The sequence below is a fragment of the Streptomyces sp. NPDC055243 genome, assembly GCF_044544025.1.
Classification (GTDB): Bacteria; Actinomycetota; Actinomycetes; order Streptomycetales; family Streptomycetaceae; genus Streptomyces.
Genome location: NZ_JBITWR010000002.1, coordinates 862,248 through 880,692, shown reverse-complemented (window position 1 = coordinate 880,692; position 18,445 = coordinate 862,248). Strand labels below are relative to the sequence as shown.

14 protein-coding genes are annotated in these 18,445 nt (G+C 70.9%); 6 read left to right on the top strand and 8 right to left on the bottom strand.

All coding sequences use genetic code 11. From position 1 onward, the window contains the following. Positions 1-18: 18 nt before the first annotated feature. From ACIGXX_RS08655 to ACIGXX_RS08635, 5 genes are all read right to left on the bottom strand, one after another. The gene (locus ACIGXX_RS08655; protein ID WP_351161158.1) at positions 19-1,662 is read right to left on the bottom strand and encodes an ABC-F family ATP-binding cassette domain-containing protein; all 1,644 of its coding nucleotides are present in this window, start codon (positions 1,660-1,662) and stop codon (positions 19-21) included. 147 nt (positions 1,663-1,809) lie between these two features. Then, positions 1,810-2,841, bottom strand: a complete 1,032-nt coding sequence (locus ACIGXX_RS08650; protein WP_399973937.1) for an oxidoreductase — start codon at positions 2,839-2,841, stop codon at positions 1,810-1,812. A 215-nt stretch (positions 2,842-3,056) separates the two neighbouring features. Further along, a complete protein-coding gene (locus ACIGXX_RS08645) occupies positions 3,057-4,727 on the bottom strand; it encodes a BCCT family transporter (RefSeq protein ID WP_351161688.1) in 1,671 nt (556 codons plus the stop codon). 133 nt (positions 4,728-4,860) lie between these two features. Then, the gene (locus ACIGXX_RS08640) at positions 4,861-6,159 is read right to left on the bottom strand and encodes a M14 family metallocarboxypeptidase (RefSeq protein ID WP_399973934.1); all 1,299 of its coding nucleotides are present in this window, start codon (positions 6,157-6,159) and stop codon (positions 4,861-4,863) included. Next, on the bottom strand, positions 6,156-8,120 hold the full coding sequence (locus ACIGXX_RS08635) for a Xaa-Pro dipeptidyl-peptidase (protein WP_399973931.1): 1,965 nt from the start codon (positions 8,118-8,120) through the stop codon (positions 6,156-6,158). The genes ACIGXX_RS08640 and ACIGXX_RS08635 overlap by 4 nt, the downstream gene beginning before the upstream one ends. A 204-nt stretch (positions 8,121-8,324) precedes the next feature. Here ACIGXX_RS08635 and ACIGXX_RS08630 point away from each other — a divergent pair, with 204 nt between their 5' ends. Beyond that, positions 8,325-9,833 (top strand): M1 family metallopeptidase, encoded by a 1,509-nt coding sequence (locus tag ACIGXX_RS08630; protein WP_399973926.1) that lies wholly within the window; start codon positions 8,325-8,327, stop codon positions 9,831-9,833. A gap of 215 nt (positions 9,834-10,048) precedes the next feature. Here ACIGXX_RS08630 and ACIGXX_RS08625 read toward each other — a convergent pair whose 3' ends face one another. Further along, on the bottom strand, positions 10,049-11,008 hold the full coding sequence (locus ACIGXX_RS08625) for an oxygenase MpaB family protein (RefSeq protein ID WP_366462387.1): 960 nt from the start codon (positions 11,006-11,008) through the stop codon (positions 10,049-10,051). After that, on the bottom strand, positions 11,008-11,901 hold the full coding sequence (locus ACIGXX_RS08620; protein ID WP_399973922.1) for an oxygenase MpaB family protein: 894 nt from the start codon (positions 11,899-11,901) through the stop codon (positions 11,008-11,010). The genes ACIGXX_RS08625 and ACIGXX_RS08620 overlap by 1 nt, the downstream gene beginning before the upstream one ends. A gap of 103 nt (positions 11,902-12,004) precedes the next feature. Between ACIGXX_RS08620 and ACIGXX_RS08615 the strand changes: the two genes are divergently transcribed. The 4 genes from ACIGXX_RS08615 to ACIGXX_RS08600 all read left to right on the top strand — a co-directional run bounded on the left by ACIGXX_RS08615 (position 12,005) and on the right by ACIGXX_RS08600 (position 16,538). Then, entirely contained in the window at positions 12,005-12,625 is a 621-nt protein-coding gene (locus ACIGXX_RS08615; protein WP_399973920.1) for a DUF6230 family protein, read from the top strand. Between the two features lie 66 nt (positions 12,626-12,691). After that, positions 12,692-14,176 (top strand): DUF6114 domain-containing protein, encoded by a 1,485-nt coding sequence (locus ACIGXX_RS08610; RefSeq protein ID WP_399973917.1) that lies wholly within the window; start codon positions 12,692-12,694, stop codon positions 14,174-14,176. A 10-nt stretch (positions 14,177-14,186) separates the two neighbouring features. Beyond that, positions 14,187-15,074 (top strand): oxygenase MpaB family protein, encoded by an 888-nt coding sequence (locus tag ACIGXX_RS08605; RefSeq protein WP_399973914.1) that lies wholly within the window; start codon positions 14,187-14,189, stop codon positions 15,072-15,074. Positions 15,075-15,077: 3 nt separating this feature from the next. Continuing rightward, positions 15,078-16,538, top strand: coding sequence for an aldehyde dehydrogenase family protein (locus ACIGXX_RS08600; RefSeq protein ID WP_399973911.1), 1,461 nt, complete (start codon positions 15,078-15,080; stop codon positions 16,536-16,538). 18 nt (positions 16,539-16,556) lie between these two features. Here ACIGXX_RS08600 and ACIGXX_RS08595 read toward each other — a convergent pair whose 3' ends face one another. Next, complete coding sequence (locus tag ACIGXX_RS08595; protein WP_351161132.1) at positions 16,557-17,168, bottom strand: TetR family transcriptional regulator; 612 nt, start codon at positions 17,166-17,168, stop codon at positions 16,557-16,559. A 91-nt stretch (positions 17,169-17,259) separates the two neighbouring features. Between ACIGXX_RS08595 and ACIGXX_RS08590 the strand changes: the two genes are divergently transcribed. After that, on the top strand, positions 17,260-18,420 hold the full coding sequence (locus tag ACIGXX_RS08590) for an acyl-CoA dehydrogenase family protein (protein WP_399973907.1): 1,161 nt from the start codon (positions 17,260-17,262) through the stop codon (positions 18,418-18,420). Positions 18,421-18,445 lie beyond the last annotated feature (25 nt).

Sequence of the window (18,445 nt, the reverse complement as noted above, 5' to 3'; positions counted from 1 at the left end):
GGCGGGGGTCGGCGGAGGTCAGGGCGACAGTTCGGTCACCTTGCCCTCCGTCACCTCCAGCCTTCGCGTGACCCGCACCGCGTCCAGCATCCTGCGGTCGTGCGTCACCAGGAGCAGCGTGCCCTCGTACGCGTCGAGGGCCGACTCCAGCTGCTCGATCGCCGGCAGGTCGAGGTGGTTCGTCGGCTCGTCCAGGACCAGGAGATTGACGCCCCGGCCCTGGAGCAGCGCGAGACCCGCCCGGGTGCGCTCACCCGGGGAGAGCGTGGCCGCGGGGCGCAGGACGTGGGCGGCCTTCAGGCCGAACTTGGCGAGCAGCGTGCGCACTTCGGCCGGTTCGGTGTCGGGCACGGCCGCGCAGAACGCGTCCAGGAGCGACTCCGGTCCGTGGAACAGCGCGCGGGCCTGGTCCACCTCTCCGACGAGCACCCCTGAGCCGAGCGCCGCGTGGCCCGCGTCCGTGGGGATGCGGGTCAGCAGGGTGCCGAGGAGGGTCGACTTGCCCGCGCCGTTCGCGCCGGTGATCGCCACCCGGTCCGCCCAGTCGATCTGGAGCGTCACGGGCCCCAGCGTGAAGGCGCCGCGGCGCACCTCGGCCTCGCGCAGGGTGGCGACGACGCTGCCGGAGCGCGGCGCCGACGCGATCTCCATCTGCAGCTCCCACTCCTTGCGGGGCTCCTCCACGACGTCGAGCCGCTCGATCATGCGCTGGGTCTGGCGCGCCTTCGACGCCTGCTTCTCGCTGGCGTCGCTGCGGAAGTTGCGGCCGATCTTGTCGTTGTCGCCCGCCTTGCGACGGGCGTTCTTGACGCCCTTGTCCATCCAGGACCGCTGCATCTGGGAGCGGCCTTCGAGCGCGGCCTTCTTGTCGGCGTACTCGTCGAACTCGTCGCGGGCGTGGCGGCGCGCGACCTCGCGCTCCTCCAGATAGGCCTCGTAGCCGCCGCCGTAGAGGTGGATCTGCTGCTGGGCGAGGTCGAGTTCGAGGACCTTGGTGACGGTGCGGGTGAGGAACTCGCGATCGTGGCTGACGACCACCGTCCCGGCGCGCAGTCCGCGTACGAAGCTCTCCAGGCGGTCCAGGCCCGCCAGGTCGAGGTCGTTGGTGGGCTCGTCCAGGAGGAACACGTCGTAGCGCGAGAGGAGCAGCGACGCGAGGCCCGCGCGGGCGGCCTGGCCGCCGGAGAGTGAGGTCATGGGCTGGTCGAGGCCGACGTCGAGGCCCAGAGAGGCGGCGACCTCCTCGGCCCGCTCGTCCAGGTCGGCGCCGCCGAGCGCGAGCCAGCGCTCCAGGCTGAGCGCGTACGCGTCGTCCGCGCCCGGGGTTCCGTCGACCAGGCCCTGGGTGGCCTCGTCCATGGTCCGCTGGGCCTCGTCGACGCCGGTGCGGCGGGCCAGGAAGCCGCGGATGGACTCGCCGGGGCGGCGGTCGGGCTCCTGCGGGAGGTGGCCCACGGACGCGCCGGGCGGGGAGAGGCGCAGTTCGCCGGTCTCCGGGGTGTCGAGGCCCGCGAGGAGGCGCAGGAGGGTCGACTTGCCGGCGCCGTTGGCGCCGACCAGGCCGATGACGTCGCCGGGGGCGACGACCAGTTCCAGGGCGGAGAAGAGGGAGCGGTCGCCGTGGCCGGCGGCGAGATTCTTGGCGACGAGGGTTGCGGTCATCAGGGGGTCGAGTTTAGGCGAGGCGGGCCGCTCGGTTTTTCCGGGTGGGCCCGCCGGACCCGGGCCCACGTCCAGGCCCGCAGCCCGCCGCACAGAAATGCGAGCCACGTCACACAGGAAGGAGCCTCGACGCCTCGGAGTTGCCGATCACCTCACTATCGGTGCCACCAGAACGCTGTCCGTCGTGCGCGCCACCACGAACGACTCCCCCTTCGTCGCCTTCGCGTCCAGCTCGACGCGGTGCTCCCCCGGCGCGAGGACACCGTCGAAGACCTCGTGGACCTGGGTGCGGGAGAGCAGGTCGAGGCGGTACGCGATGAGCTGGACCCGGCAGGTCGAGGTGATCTCGACGTCCGCCGCGCCGTCCGCCGCCCCGAGCCGCGTCAGGCGGCGCAGCTCCAACGGGCTGCGGTCCAGGGCGTGTTCTATCTGGGCGACCAGGAGCGGGATGATCGGGGCGAGCCCGTCGACGTACGCGACCTGGAGCCCCGCCCCCTCGAACGCCGCGCGCACCCCCGTGCGCGTCGCCGCCGGGACGGCCCGCCCGAAGACCACCGCCCCGTACGTCCGCAGCTCGTCCGGCGGCACGCCCGCCGCGTCCGCCGCGATCTCGGCGCCGACACCGATCGTGCGCAGCGCCGCCGCGAGCTTGGCGAGGACGGCGACACGGGCGCCGATCAGGAGCACCCTGCGGCGCGCCGCGGGTTCGCCGCGGGCCAGCAACTGCCCCAGCGCGTCCCGGTATGCGGCGCCCTCGAAGCGGAAGGGCCCTATGCCGTGGTAGCCGTTGCGTTCCATGTCGGCCCGCTCGGCCGTCTGCCAGGCGAAGTCCCGCCATATGTAGGCGTCGGTGCCGTCCGGTGCCCGCTCGATGACGGCCGTGACCGCCCCGCACTCCAGGCCTTCGCACTCGGGACAGCCGTAGATGACGTGCCGGTCGTCGCGCAGGGGGGCCTGCGCCTCCAGGAGGAGTCCGCGCACGTGGTGGGTGAAGATCGCCGGGGGGACGTCGGAGGCGAGTGGGGAGACGGCGTCGAGGTCGGAGAGCTGGAACAGCAGCGGGCGCCCGTTCACGATGAAGTCGACGAAATCCCGGTGGACTTGATAGTCACCGTTGGCGAGAACTCCACCGGCGCGCATGGCCGGTGCCAGACCGAAAGTCGCGTACTCGGCAGACATGGTGTGAGTATCCCCATCTGGGCGGTGATGTGAGCACGGCATCCCGCATTCCGCTGCGCTCCCGGGACAAACGGGGCGGATGACCGTGGTGTGCCCCCGATCGGCGTACGCATGGTCGATGGCGTACAAGGCGTTCCCCGGCTGGACGACGACGCGCAGGAGGCGGCAGCCTCGCGAACGAAGCGGCCGCCTCCTGAGAGCGGGGAGAAGAGAACTCAGACCTTCGTGGCCCCGCTCTCCTCGTCGTCGCCGTTGCCGTTGTCGCTCGGGCCGATGCGGATCTCGAAGTCACCGTCGTACTGCTCGTGGCCCGCGATCACGGCCTTCTCGACGGCGTCCGTGCCGTGCTCGCCCCGGACGATCAGCGGGTCGTGGCGCAGGTCCCTCATCAGCGCCACGCACATCCCGATCATCACGAGGGTGAAGGGCGCGGCCACCAGGATCGTCAGATTCTGCAGGCCCTGGAGGGCGTTGCCCGAACCGTCGCCGATGAGCAGCATGATCGCCGCCACGGCTCCCGTCACGACACCCCAGAAGACGACCACCAGCTTGCCGGGTTCGAGCGCGCCCTTCTGGGAGAGCGTGCCCATGACGATCGAGGCCGCGTCCGCACCCGAGACGAAGAAGATGCCCACGAGGATCATGACGAGCAGGCTCGTCACCGTGGCGATCGGGTACTCGTGCAGCAGGCCGAAGAGCTGGCCCTCGGGGGTCGACTCGCCGCCGAGACCGCCGGCCTCCTTGACCTTCATCGCCGATCCGCCGAAGACGGCGAACCAGATCAGGCTGACGGTGCTGGGCACCAGGATGACCCCGCCCACGAACTGCCGGATCGTGCGTCCCCGGCTGATCCTGGCGATGAACATGCCCACGAAGGGCGTCCAGGAGATCCACCAGGCCCAGTAGAAGACCGTCCAGCTGCCCAGCCAGTCCGACACGCCCTTGCCGCTCGACGCCTCGGTGCGCCCGATCAGCTGGGGCAGATCGCCGAGGTAGGAGCCGATCGAGGTCGGCACCAGGTCGAGGATGATGACGGTCGGGCCCGCGATGAAGACGAACACGACGAGCAGCAGCGCGAGCACCATATTGATGTTCGAGAGCCACTGCACGCCCTTCTCCACACCGGAGATGGCGGACGCCACGAAGGCCACCGTGAGAACGGCGATGATGGCGACGAGCAGACCGGTGGGGACGTCACTGCTCCAGTCGAGGACCTCGAAGCCGCTGCCGATCTGCAGGGCGCCCAGGCCCAGCGACGCGGCGGAGCCGAACAGCGTCGCGAAGATGGCGATGATGTCGATGACCCTGCCCCAGGCGCCGTTCGCGCGCTTCTCGCCGATGAGCGGCGTGAAGACGGCACTGATGGTCTGCCTGCGCTTGCGCCGGAAGGTGCTGTACGCGATGGCGAGACCCACGACCGCGTAGATCGCCCATGGGTGGAGCGTCCAGTGGAAGAGGGTGGTGGACATCGCCGTTTCCATCTTCGCCGCGGAGTCGGCGGGATCGGTGCCCGGCGGGGGCGTGGTGAAGTGGGCGAGCGGCTCGCTCACGCCGTAGAACATCAGGCCGATGCCCATACCGGCGCTGAACATCATCGCGACCCAGGAGACGGTGCGGAACTCGGGGTCCTCGCCCTCCTCACCGAGGGTGATCTTTCCGTACCGGCTGACGGCGAGCCAGAGCGCGAAGACCACGAACCCGCTCGCCGCCAGCATGAAGGCCCAGCCACCGTTGTGGATCAGGCCGTTGAGCATCTTCGTGGAGACGCTCTCGAGCGAGTCCGTCGCGACGGCGCCCCAGACCACGAAGGCCAGGGTGAGCACGGCGGTCACACCGAAGACGATGCGGTCGGTCTGGGGATGGCTGCCGCCGTGCGCGGCATGCATGAGGTGCCCGTCCCCTCCCCCGTCGTCCGCTTTCTGTTGGTCCTGCGTCACAAGCACACCTCTCACGGTTTCGCATTCGTACAAACTCTGTGGCCCGCTACCCAGTACCACATGTGACGCACCTATCAATCACTCAACAGCGGGTGTCGGGCGAACCTGTGACCAGGTGGTAGGGCGCACGCTCGTCGAGCAGCAACGGTACGAGAGATCGCGCGGATTGCCGCATCGGCACATAGGCGCCCGATCCGTCCCGTTTGACCGTGACGCCGTGCAGGGCCAGTTCGTCCTTGATGTCGCCGTACTGGGCGGCGTCGAGGCGGTAGCCGCAGGGCGGGTCCTGGATCACTTCGGACGGCTCGGCGGGGTCGTTGTCCGCGCCGCCGATGTAGACGGGCCCACGGTCACGGAAGCCTTCGACGCGGGCCGCGCCGGTGGCCGCCTCCAGCCGGCCGCGCCGCTCGTCGGCATAGGCGAACAGGCCGCCGAGGGCGGCCAGTTGCGACTTCACCCGGCGCCGGTTGTTCAGCGCCTCGTCCTTCTTCTCCGCGTCCGTGAGCGGGTCGACGCGGCTCTCGATGAGCAGACCCGCCGCGTGCTTGATGCCGGAGACGTTGCGCAGGATGCGCTCCTGGCCGTCGCCCGCCGTCTGCTTGATCGGGTCACCGGTCACGGGGTCGGTCCAGATTCCGTACGTCCCCGTCGTGTAGCCCGCCTTGTTGGCGGCGGGCCTGACATAGGCCTTGGACAGGGTCTGCGCCTCCTCGTGCACCGCCTCGTCGGTGTTGAGGTTGCGCGGCCACAGGTCGAACAGGTCCTTGTCGTAGTACTTCGGGGTCGCTCCGTACTCGTGCAGGTCGTAGATGGAGTCCGGCTGCCGGTCGCGGATGACGGCGGCCATGGCGCGGGCCTCCGCCGTCTGGAGGGATATGTGGTCGCGGTTGATGTCGACGCCGTCGGAGTTGCCGCGGGTGTCGGCGGCGCGGCCGTCCGGGTTGGCCGTCGGTACGACGAGGAGCGTGGTGCGCGAGCGGAACGTGCGGGTCTTCTTGTCCTTCGCGTACGCCAGGTCGCGGATCGTCGACAGACACGCGTCGCGGCCCGACGGCTCGTCGCCGTGCTGGCTGCAGATCAGCAACACCGTGTTCTTCGTGCGGCGTTCACCGATGCGGACCAGTTGGACGGGCCGGTCCTGCTTGGTGGTGCCGATGCGCGAGACGGAGACCCGGTCGGTCGCCTTGTCGACGGCGGCGAGGAGCTTCTGCTCCTCGGGCTGGCTGGTCCAGCGTGCGCCGTTGCTCTCCTCGAACCCGGTGCGGGGCGGGGTCGGCGTCGCCTGCGCGGGCGCCGTCAGGAGCGGTGCGGCGAGCGCGGCGGTGACGCAGGCGAGCGCCAGGGTGCGGATGCGGGGTGTGAGGCCGGTGCGGGGTCTCATGAAGTGCTGCCTCCCGGTACGGGGCGGAACGGACGCGGCGGGGCCACGCCGTCGAGACGGGATTCGCGGGGGACGACGCTCTCGGAGGAGGTGCGGAAGGCGTCGGCGCCGCCGACCAGCGGGACCTTCGCCGACGTGCGGGACAGGTCGATGGCCAGGGTCGGGGTGTCGGCCGGCGGGTCGATGAGGTCCTTGTCGGTGCCCGCGACGATCAGCGCGAGGCGGTGGCCCTTGGGCACGACGTGGTCGCTCGCGGCCAGGTCGAGGGTGATGGTGTGCTTCTTGCCCGGCGTCAGGGGGCGGCCCTTGTGGGCGTCGGCCCAGTTGCCGAGGTCGGCCCAGCCGCGGCTGAAGACGGTGTAGTCGACGTCGGCGGTCTTCGCCTTCGTCTCCTTGAAGCAGGAGCTGTCGCCGCCGGTGCTCGCGCCCCAGCAGGTGCGTTCGGGAAGCGTGGTGATGCCCTCGCCGGCGCCCGCGTAGTCGCGGATGGTGTCGGGGCCGAGGTCGACGAGGACCGCGGAGAGGTGGGCGGTGCGGGTCGTCGGGGTCGCGGTGACGGTCACCTCGGAGGAGCCCGACAGACGCAGGTCACGGCCGAGGGGCTTGCTGATGAACCCGGCCTTCGAGGGGGTGGAGGTGTCGATCTGGGCGGCCCAGTCGGTCTCGCTCAGCTTCGGGTCGTCGGTGAAGGTCTCGCTGCCGGTGCCGGGGCGGGTGCCCAGGGTGCCGACGCCGGGGGAAGCCCCCTTGGCGGGGCGGAGCTTGACCGTGTCCGTGGCGCGCGGGGGCCAGACGCGGTCGGTGGTCCACCGGTCGGGGGCGCGCTCGATGTCGGCCATCGGCTCGCGGTCGATGCCGTTGTCGTAGCCGAGGAGTTCGTGGTCGAACCAGCGGTGCAGGGTGCGCACCCAGTCGCCGCGGCGGAAGTCGAAGGGGTCGACGTGGCCGGCCTGGCTCAGCCACACCTTGCGGTCGACGCCCTGGTCGGCGAGCGCGTCCCACCACTGGCCGAAGTGCTTCATCCGGACGTTCAGGTCCTGCATGCCGTGTACGGCGAAGACGCTGGCCCTGACCTTGTCCGCGTCCGGGGTGTGGTCGCGCTCGCTCCACAGCCGGGTCCAGTCGCCGGTGCGCGGCGCGCCGTCGACCAGTCGTTTCTGCACGGCACCGCAGCGGGCCCGCGCCTCGGGGCTCTCCACGTAGTCCGAGAGCCACTCGGGGCCGCTGTCGTAGAGGGGGGCGCCCTTGGCGAAGTAGTAGTCGTACCAGGAGGAGATCGCGCCGATCGGGACGATCGTCTTCAGGCCCTTGACGCCGGTGGCGGCCACGCCGTTGGCGATGGTGCCGTCGTAGCTCTTGCCGATCATGCCGGTGGCGCCGTTCGTCCAGGACGCCTTGGCGTTCTTGCCGCCGGTGCGGGTGGTGTAGCCGCGGGCCCGGCCGTTCAGCCAGTCGACGACGGCCTTGGCGGACTGGACGTCGGAGCGGCCCCCGACGTCCACGCAGCCGTCGGAGCGGTTCGTGCCCGCGAGGTCGACGGCGACGAATCCATAGCCGCGGGGCACGAAGTAGTTGTCGTAGTAGAGCGGGAACTGGACGGGGTTGCCGTCCGCGTCGTACGTCTTCTTCTGGCTCTCGTTGCCGCGCCCGCAGCAGGAGTAGTACGGGCTGGCATCCATGATCACGGGTATCTTGCGGCCCTGCTGGGCCGGTTCGCGGGGCCGGACGATGTCGACGGCGACCCGGTCGGTCTTCCCGTCGTCGTCACCGTCGATCCTCGTGTCGACCCAGACGGATTCGCGGATCGCGCTCTCGTACGAGTAGACGGGTTTGCTCTCGCGCGGGGCGCTCGGCGCCCCTTGCGCGGCACCCGGGGCCACGAGCGTGGCGAGGAGGGCGGCAAGGGCCGCCGTCAGCAGTGATCTCCAGATCAAGCGCGTGCGGCGCGCACGTATCGGCATGGCGCGGAAGGTACACCGGTCAACTCCCGCGCGACAGAGGGCGGTACGCGCCGGTGACAGCCTCATGGGGCGTTTTGGCACATGTCGGCCGAATGGCGATCGTGTGACAGTGGCGACCATGGACATGACGCGTGACCACCGGGCTCAATAGGGTCGGACGCGTCTACCGAAGTGCCCCTACGACTTGTACGACTTGGAGCTCTTGTGCACCGCAGACTCATCGCCCCGGGCGCGCTCGCGGCCTCCCTGCTGCTGGCGATCCCGGCATCGGCCGCCGACTTCACGCCCGGAGCCCCGGGTATCGGCGATCCCTACTACCCGGCCAGCGGCAACGGCGGCTACGACGTCTCGCACTACGACCTGCGGCTGAAGTACCAGCCGAAGACCGACCTGCTCGAAGGCACGGCGACCATCAACGCCACCACGACGCAGAACCTCTCCCGCTTCAACCTCGACCTCGGCCTGAAGGTCAGCGAGGTGCGCGTCAACGGCAAGAAGGCCACCTTCAAGAAGTCCGGCGAGCAGGAGCTGGAGATCACTCCGCCGGCCGGGCTGCCCAAGGGCACGCCGATCACCGTCGTCGTGCGGTACGCGGGCAAGCCGTCCGAGGTGAAGATCAGCGGTTTCACCGCGTGGGCGCGCACGCCGGACGGCGGCGTGGCGGCGCAGGAGCCGGAGTCGGCCGCCTGGTGGTACCCGTCCAACGACCACCCGCTCGACAAGGCGACGTACGACGTCTCGGTCTCCGTGCCGGACGGCTCGCAGGCCATCTCCAACGGCGTGCTCCAGTCGCAGAGTTCGAAGCTCGGCTGGACGCGCTTCAACTGGCGCTCGAACAAGCCGCAGGCCAGCTATCTGACGACGCTCGCCGTCGGCAAGTTCGACATCACGACGGACAAGACCGCGGACGGTCTGCCCGTCCTGAACGCCTACAGCAAGGACCTCGGCGACAACGCAGGGGCCGCGCGGGCGAGCATCGAGCGGTCGGCCGAGGTCGCCGAGTGGCTGGAGACGGTCTTCGGGAAGTACCCCTTCAACGCCCTGGGCGGCTACGTCCCCAACGTGACCAGCGGCTTCGCCCTGGAGACGCAGACGCGGCCGTTCTACAGCCCGCGGCAGTTCGCGAACGGGTCCAACGTGTCCGTCGTGGTCCATGAGCTGGCCCACCAGTGGTACGGCGACAGCGTGTCGGTCGACGGCTGGAAGGACATCTGGATCAACGAGGGCTTCGCGCGGTACAGCCAGTGGCTGTGGTCGGAGAAGGAGGGCGAGGGGACGGCGCAGGAGCTCGCGGACTACGTGTACGCGCAGCACCCCGCCGACGACCCGTTCTGGAAGGTCAAGCCGGGCGACCCCGGTCCGGAGAACCAGTTCGACATCGCCGTGTACGACCGCGGGGCGCTGGCCCTGCAGGCGCTGCGCAACGAGATCGGCGAGAAGTCGTTCTCGGCGATCTTGAAGGGGTGGCCGAAGGAGCACGCGTACGGGAACGCGAAGGTGAGTGACTTCGTGAAGTACGCGGAGAAGGTGTCCGGGAAGCCTCTGGCTTCGCTGTTCGACGCTTGGCTGTTCCAGCCTTCGCGGCCGGACGCTCCGGCCGCTCGGGGGGCGGGGATTGCCCGGTCCTCCGCGGTTCCAGCTGCGCCGAAGTCGTGGAAGTCCATCGCTGCGACGAACGGTGTGCACGACCACGGTCACGGTCACGGTCGCTGACACTGAGCCGCCGCTTCGCGGCGGATGTCTCCCGCCCACCCACCCGATTGCCCGGCAGCCAGCTGCTGGGGAGGGCGGGTGGGCGGAGGTCAGTCCGGGATGGGCGGGTGGGGGGAATCAGCCCTGCTGACGAGGTGGGCGGTGGGGGGAATCAGGCCGACGGACGGGGTGGGCGGCGGAATCAGGCCGACCTACGGGATGGGTGGGCGGGGGAATCAGCCCTGCGGACGGGGTGGGGTGGGTGGGGGAACTAGCCCGTCCGGCGTTTGAGGACGAGCCCGGCACAGCCGGTGCTCCTGCGGTGCGCCCGAGCCCTGCCCAGCCGGTGACGTGCGGTGCGCCCGAGCCCTGCGAGCCTGCGGCAGGTAGCGCAGGCGTTCCGGCAGCCGGGGGACCACCGCGCGGATCACCCGGCCGAGGCGGCGCAGCCTCCGCTCCTGGGCGTCCGTCCACGGCAGGCCGATGGCCGCCCTCGCGTCCGGAGGCATCAGGCCGATCGTGATGAAGCGCCGGAAGCGGGCCAGGGGTGGCAGGAGCACGGGCCACAGGGCGCGCAGGGCCAGCCGCAGCACGTAGGGGCCACGGTCCGGCGGCGGGACCGGACGGTCCGTGGCGACCAGGTCGCGCACCACCTCCGTCTCCTCCAGCTCGTCCGCGAGGACCTTCGCGTAGTACGGCCAGAACTCCTCGATCGTCTGCGGCATGTCCCGGTCGTGGATGCCGAGGATCCGGCCGACCTGGAGCCACTCCGCGTACAGCTGCCGCTCCTGCTCCTCGGTGAACGGGCGGCCCAGGTACTTCTGGGCGTGGTGGTAGACGGGGAACCCGGTGGCGTGGACCCACGCGTAGTAGGCGGGCGTCAGCGCGTGGTAGTCGCGGCCGTGCGCGTCCGTGCCCCGGATGTGCTTGTGCAGCTCACGCAGCCTGCGCCCCTCCTCGGCCGCGCTCTCGCCGCCGTACACCCAGGTCTGCAGCGAGCGCAGCGACCGCTCGCCGCGCCCCCACGGGTCGGTGCGGAAGACGGAGTACGTGTCGACGCCCGCGCCCACCGCGGGGTGCGCGACCTGCATCGTGAGCGCGGCGGGCAGGGCGAGCAGGGCGCGGACGTCGCCCGCGATGTCCCACAGGACCCCGCCGGGCGGGGGCGGCTCGGGAGCCTGGCGGCGGTGGGTCATCACGCGGCTCCCAGGGGTCGGCGGGCCCGCCGGTCGGTGCCCGGTTTGTGTGTGTTCCAGTATGCGACGGCCATGGTCAGCGCGATCCGCAGGGGTGGCGGCACCACCGCCATCGCGACCCGGACGAACCGGGTGACGCGGCGCAGCGCGCGCTCCTGGCGCGGGGTCCAGGTCAGGCCGAGCCGCTCGCGGAGGACCGGCGGCAGCGTGCCCACGTTCACGAGCAGCGCGTAGTGCGCCGACAGCGCGCCGACCGGCCGCCAGAGCGGGGCCGGGATCCACCGCACCGGCGGTTTCCGCGGGCGCGCCAGCTCGTCGAGCACGTCACGCACCGACTGGTTCAGTTCCAGGCGTTCGCGCACCATCTCGTCGTAGTACGCGCAGAACGCGGCCCAGTCCGGCGGCAGATGGTGGTCCCTCAGCCCCCACACCCGCCCCACGTCCCGCATCTCCTGGTAGTACGCCTCGGTGTCGGCCGCCGAGAGGCCCTTGCCGAAGATCCGGTGGCCGTCGTACCCGCCGCGCACCAGCGTCGCGTGCACCCAGTGGTACGCCTCCGGGTTCAGGGCGTGATAGCGGCGCCCTTGATCGTCGACTCCCTTCAGGTGCTCGTGCATCGCGCGGATCCGGTCCGCCTCCGCCGTGGCCGCCGCCTGCCCTCCGTAGATGACTGTGCTGAGCGAGGAGACCGTGCGCCACAGGCGCTGCCACGGCTCGGCGCGGAAGTTGGAGTGCTGCTCGACGCCCGCGCCGACGACCGGGTGGGCGACCTGGAGCAGCAGCAGTTGGGGCGAGATCAGGAAGTTCCGGGTGTCTCCGAAGTAGCGCCAGGCGGCCCCGCCGCGCCGTGGGGCCCGTATGCCGCTCGGGCGTGGGGCCCGTGTTCCGCTCATCGCGACTCCCTTCGTCGAATCTGCGTCAGCAGTGTTGACGCGCTCGATGAAACAAGTCAATAGTCCTTGTAACTTTGACTCATCGAAGGAGAGGGGTCGTCAAATGGCTTTACTTGACGGCGAGTTGAGCGCAGAAGGACGTACGCACTGGAAGAGATCGGCCGTGATGTTCGTGCCGGGCGTCGCCGCGGTCGGCGCGGTGGTGATCGCCCTCGCCCAAGGTGCGATGGCGGCCTCCTTCGCGGTGTCGGGCAAGAACTTCAAGGTCTCCGCCGAGGAGATCACCGGCCGCGGGATCTCCAGCTTCCCCTCGTCGCTGAGCAGTTCGGACGGCAAGGGACACGCGGTGCTGCTCGCCGGGATCAAGAGCGGCACGCCGAAGGGGGTGTGCCTGTCGATGAAGCAGAAGCTGCCGCTGGTCGGCGAGGTCTCGATGATCGTCAGGTCCGGCGACGGCAAGCCGATCAAGGGCGAGAACCTCGTCGTGAACGCCGACGCGCTCACCAGCGGCGGCGGTCGCGTGACCGGCGTCCAGGCGGGACGTGACGCCTCGACGCTCGACGAGGTGCCCGGCATCCAGGGCCCCAAGGGAATCTTCGGCGTGCAGGCCTCGGGCGCGGTGGCCCGTGACGTGAAGTCCACGGCGTGGGCCTCCAACGGCGGCTCGCTCACCCTCGACAAGGTCAGCATCGAGCTGAGCCGAGACGGCAAGGAGTGCTACTGACGTGCCGCCGCAACGGACCACGGCCGACGTGCCCGCGGAGCGTGCCACCGGAAGGACGTGCGCATCGTGATCGGACTGGTGCTCGGCTTCGGCGCCGAGCTGGCCAAGGAGACCGGGGCGTGGCTGGACCGGTTGCTCCCGGCGCCCGGGCTGCGCGGGACGCTGCGGTCCTGGCGCCGGCGCCGACCGTTCTGGGCGGGCGTCTGGACCGTGCTCGGCGGCCTGGAGATGATCTTTCTGCCGCTGGCGCCGCTGCCGCTGATGCTCAAGGTCGGCATCGGCGCGATGTCGGCGATCGGGGTGGGGCTCGTCCTCATCGCGGGCGGTCTCTTCTTCGTGTTCGCGCCCGCGCAGCGGATGTTCGTGTCGGTGGTGACGGCGATCGCCTCGCTGGTGTCGCTCGCGACGACGAATCTGGGCGGGTTCGGGATCGGCGTGGGTCTTGGCCTGCTCGGCTCGTCCATGGCGTTCGGCTGGCTGCCGCATGCGAAGGCGCCCGGCGCCGCGCCCGAGCGGGACCCGGAGGCGTCCGGCGGCGGAGCGGAGGGCCTGCGCCCAAAAGCACGTGAGGGCCGCGCCCGGCGGCGTCCCGCCGCCTCCCCGCGGCGCGGGACGGGCGTGGCCCTCGCCCTCGCGCTCACCGCCGGGCTCCTCGTCGGCGTGCCCGGCACCAGCAGCGCGGCGGCGGACTGCCCCGATCCGGCGACCGGGCCCGATCCCCTGCCCTGGCCGCTGGACCGGCTCGGCCTGCCCGACGTACCGCTGCCCCGGGACGCGACGGAGTGCTCGGGCGACACCGACACCGACACCGGTACTGGCACCGGCACCGGCACCGGCACCGGCAGCAGCGCAAGCCCTCCGCAAGAACAACCCGACGCCAAAGCCCCGCCCCCCACGGCGCGCGACGCCGACGAAGACCCCCGCGACGCCCTCGCGAAGGTCTCCCTCCCCTGCCTCACCGGCGTCGACACCGGTGGTGCCGACAACCCGCCGCCCACCGGGCCGCCCCCGTCCGAATCCGCCGAGCCCGGCGAGATCGGCGACCCCGGCGACCTCACCGCCCTCAAACCTCCGCTCGTCGTCGGCGACCAGCCGGGCCCCGGCCGCGCCACCTACCCCGTCAGCCCCTACCACCCCACGGTGAAGGCCGCCCGGCTCACCGCCACCGACGCGATCATCCACGGCTCGACCTATCTGCCGACCGTCGGCGGCGGCCGCGTCAAGGTGCTGTGGGTGCACGCGAAGCGCATCGTGGCCCGCGACTACCACTTCGAGGCCAAGGGGCCCGACGGATCGACGCACGTCCTGGACGTACAGCTCGACATCCGCGACGTCGACGTCTACGCCACGTACTTGAAGGGCGCCATCGAGATCCCGGGTCTGAAGGTCAGGACGCCGCAGATCTGCATCGGCGCCGATGTCATCCCGGCCAATCTGCCGGTCGCCGTCCAGCTTCCCGAGCTGACCCTGGAGCCGGTGACGGCCGGCCAGGTACTCGTGGACGCCGCCGACGTCCGCTACACCGTACTCAGCAGCTCGCCACGCCGATAGGAGAGCGTTCATGGGCCGCTACAGCCGACTGCGCGAGATCCGTCGCATGGACCCCGCCCACGACTACGCGCACATACACAAGCTCATCTCCCAGTACGAGTTCCCCTGGGACTACGCGCAAGGCGTGAGCATCGCGTTCCTGCGCGACTATGGAGTGCCACGCATATCGCAACTCCTCGACCACACCCAGGAGTTCGAGAAGGCCGGCCAGAAGCGGTACGACGACACCGTCCTGTTCGGCTTCGAGATGGCGCAGGACGGCTTCGACTCCGAGCGCGGCCGGGCCGCCGCCCGCCACCTCAACCGCATCCACGGCAAGTACCAGATCCCCAACGAGGACTTCCTGTACGTCCTCGCCACCACCGTCGTCGGGCCCAAGCGCTGGATCGACCGCTTCGGCTGGCGGCCGCTGTGCGCCAACGAAGCGGAGGCGCTCGCCCTGGTCGGCCACAAGATGGCGGCGATGATGGACATCGACCACGCCCCGACGACGTACGCCGGATTCGAGAAGCTCCTGGACGACTACGAGGCGGAGATGTTCGCCTACGATCCGGCCAACCGCCGGGTCGCGAACGCCACGTTCCGCGTGATGGCGTCCTGGTATCCGCGTCCGGTGCGCCCGGTGGTCGCGCGGTTCACCCTCGCACTGCTCGACGAACCCCTGTTGCGCGCACTGGGGTTCCGGACGCAGGCTCACTGGGTGCGGATCGCTGCCGAGCGTGCCGTCCGGGCGCGCTCGACGTTCGTCCGGCTGCTTCCCGCGCGGCCGCGCCGTCGGCCCGCACTGCCCAAACCTCGGTCGTATCCCTTTGGTTACACCCTCGACGACCTGGGCCCGCACTGGGCACAGGGCCGTCCGGTGCGGCCGCTGCCCGACGAAGTACCCCTGGAGCGCTGAATCATGGCCACTTTCATCGTACGTTCCCCCGCCACCGGAGAGCAGGTCGGCGAGCACCCCGTGCACGGCGCCGACGACATCGCGCACGCGGTCGTACGCGGCCGGGGAGCCGCCGCCGTGTGGGCGGGGCTCGGCTGGTCGGGCCGTCGTGCGCGGCTGCTCGCGTGGAAGCGGTCGCTGGCCGGGCGGATGGACGAACTCGCGCGGACGGTCGCCGCCGAGACGGGCAAGCCGGTGCACGACGCGCGCGCCGAAGTGCTGCTCGCCCTGGTCCACTTGGACTGGGCGGCGCGTCATGCGCGTGGGGTGCTGCGGGTGCGCCGGGTGCCGTCGGGGATGCTCTCCGTCCATCAGCGGGCGCTGCTCGGCTACCGGCCGCTGGGCGTCGTCGGGGTGATCGGCCCCTGGAACTATCCCGTCTACACCCCGATGGGCTCGATCGGCTACGCGCTCGCGGCGGGCAACGCGGTCGTCTTCAAGCCCTCCGAACTCACCCCGGCCACAGGGGCGTTCCTCGCGTCCAGCTTCGACGAGGCCGTGCCGGACTGTGCGGGGCTGCTCCAGACGGTGACCGGGCCCGGCTCGACCGGACAGGCGCTGGCGGAGGCCGACGTCGACAAGGTCGCGTTCACCGGGTCGCCGGGGACCGCGCGGAAGGTGGCGGAGGTGTGCGCACGGTCGCTGACGCCGCTCCTCGCGGAGTGCGGCGGCAAGGACGCCGTGATCGTCGGCGCGGACGCCGACCTGGAGGAGGCCGCGGACGCGGTGGTGTGGGGCGCGATGGCCAATGCGGGGCAGACCTGCGCGGGTGTGGAGCGGGTATACGCGGTGGAGTCCGTGCACGAGCGGCTGTGCGCGCTGATCGTCGAGCGGGCGCGGTCGCTGAGCGCCGGTGAGACGTACGGGCCGATGACGCTTGCCTCCCAACTGGGAGTGGTGGAGCGCCACATGAAGGAGGCTCTGGCCGCCGGGGCGCGGGCGCCGCTCGGCGGCCCCGAGTCCGTGCGCGGACCCTACGTGCATCCGGTGGTTCTGGTGGATGTCCCGGAGGAATCCCCCGCGATGACCGAGGAGACGTTCGGTCCGGTCGTCGCGGTGAACCGGGTGCGGGATCTGGACGAGGCGGTGCGGCGGACCAATGCGTCGGCGTACGCGCTGGGCGCGGCCGTCTTCACCGGGTCCCGGCGGGCCGGGCTGGACGTGGCGGCCCGGCTCAACTCCGGTTCCGTGTCCGTGGGTTCGGTGCTCGGGTTCGCGGCGGTGCCCGCGCTGCCGTTCGGCGGCACCGGGGAATCGGGGTACGGGCGGATCCACGGCGCCGAGGGGCTGCGGGCGTTCGCGGTGCCGCGCTCGGTGACGGTGAAGCGGTTCGCGCCGTACGCGGACCTGACGTCCTTCGCGACGGCGCGGGAGAAGACGGCGCGGGCGGTGGAGCTGGGGCGCAGGCTGCACGCGCGGTTCTAGCGCTCCGCGCTCGCGTGGCTACCTGCCGAGCAGGGGGACCAGATAGCGGCGCGCGAAGTCCCGTACGTGGTCGTCGTCCTCCAGCTCGAAGCAGCTCACCGGGTTGAGCAGGAAGGAGACCGTGATCCGCACCATCAGCTCGGCCACCGGTGTCGGATCACCCTCTTCCTTTCCCTCGGCGCGCTGCGCGCGGCGCAGCCGGTCGGTGAGATATCCGCGCATCGCGAGGAACGCCGGGCCGCTCTCCAGGGTCAGGAACGGCAACATCGTCTCCGGCTCCAGGCGCATCAGGCCGCCGATGAGCGGGTGTTCGCGAATGTGCCGCAGGACCACGACGAAGCCCTCGACGATGCGGTCCTCCATGGTCGGGAGGGTGGCGACGGCCTCGTCCACCTCACCGACGAAACGGCGGTACTCGCGCAGCAGACAGGCGGAGACGAGCGCCTCCTTGTTGCCGATGCGGCGGTACACGGTGACGCGCGAGACCTTGGCGCGCTTGGCGACGTCGTCGACGGTCGAGCGGCGCAGGCCGAACGTCATGAACTGCTCGCGCGCCGCGTCGAGTATCTGCTCGGTCAGGGCGTCGGACGGCGGCGCCGAGTCCAGCGCGCGCTCCATCATCGAATCCATGAGCCCTCCCCGTCGTCCCCACGCACTCAACCACAGCTACACAGACACTAACTCAATCTCTTTGTAACTACGCCCAGTCCAGGAGGGTTTCATGACGGAGAGGCTCAGCTCGGAACGGCTCAGCTCGGAGCAGCTCGACTTCATCGCCGCGCTGCGCGATTTCGCCCAGCGCGAGTGCGGCACGCGCGAGCAGCGCGACGCCCTGACCGCCGCGTCCGGCGGCCCGCACTCCCCCGCCCTCTACGCGAAGCTGGCCGAGCTGGGCTGGCTGGGCGTGTGCCTGCCCGAGGAGTTCGGCGGGTCGGGCGGCGGCATGACGGACGCCTGCCTCTTCCTGTGCGAGACGGCACGCGGTCTGGTCCCGGCGGGCGGCTTCGTCACGTCGGTCATCACGGCGAAGGCGTACGACAGGTTCGGCTCGGCGGCGCAGAAGAAGGCGGCGGTGGGCGGGGCCGTCGCCGGGCAGGTGCTCTCGATCGCGATGTCGGAGCCGGACGCCGGGTCGGACGTGGCGGCGCTGCGGTGCCGGGCCGAACGGACCGCGGACGAGGGGTGGTTGATCAACGGGCACAAGACCTGGATCTCCAACGCGCATCTGGCGTCGTACATCCTCCTGGTCGCGCGCACGGACGCGAGCGGACCCAGGCACGAGGGCCTGACGATGTTTCATGTCCCCGCCGACACACCGGGGATCGAGATCCGGGGCATCTCCACGATGGGCGGGCGCGAGGTCAACGACGTCTACTTCACGGACGTACGGCTGCCCGCGGACGCGGTGGTGGGCGTCGAGGGCAGGGCCTGGCCGCAGCTGATGGCGGGGCTCAACGCGGAGCGGCTCTTCCTTGCCGCGAACATGCTGGGCCTGGCGGAGCGGATTCTCGACGACACGGTCACGTACGTGCGCGGGCGCGAGCAGTTCGGGCGTCCGGTCGGCTCGTTCCAGGCGCTGCGGCACCGGATCGCGGATCTGGCGACGGAGATCGAGTGCGCGCGGCTCCTCGTCTTCGACGTGGCGGCGAGGTGCGACGCCGAACCGGAGCGTCTCTTCCCGCGCGAGGCCTCGATGGTCAAGCTGAAGGCCACCGAGACGGCGAAGCGCGCGGCGCTGGAAGGCATGCAGATGATGGGCGGTTACGGCTACGCGACCGAGTACGACATGGAGCGGCATCTGCGGGCCGCGGTGGTCTCGACGGTGTACGGCGGGACCAGTGAGATCCAGCGGGACATCATCGGGAAGAGCTACGGGCTGTGACAGCGCCCCCTCGGCCCCACCGCCC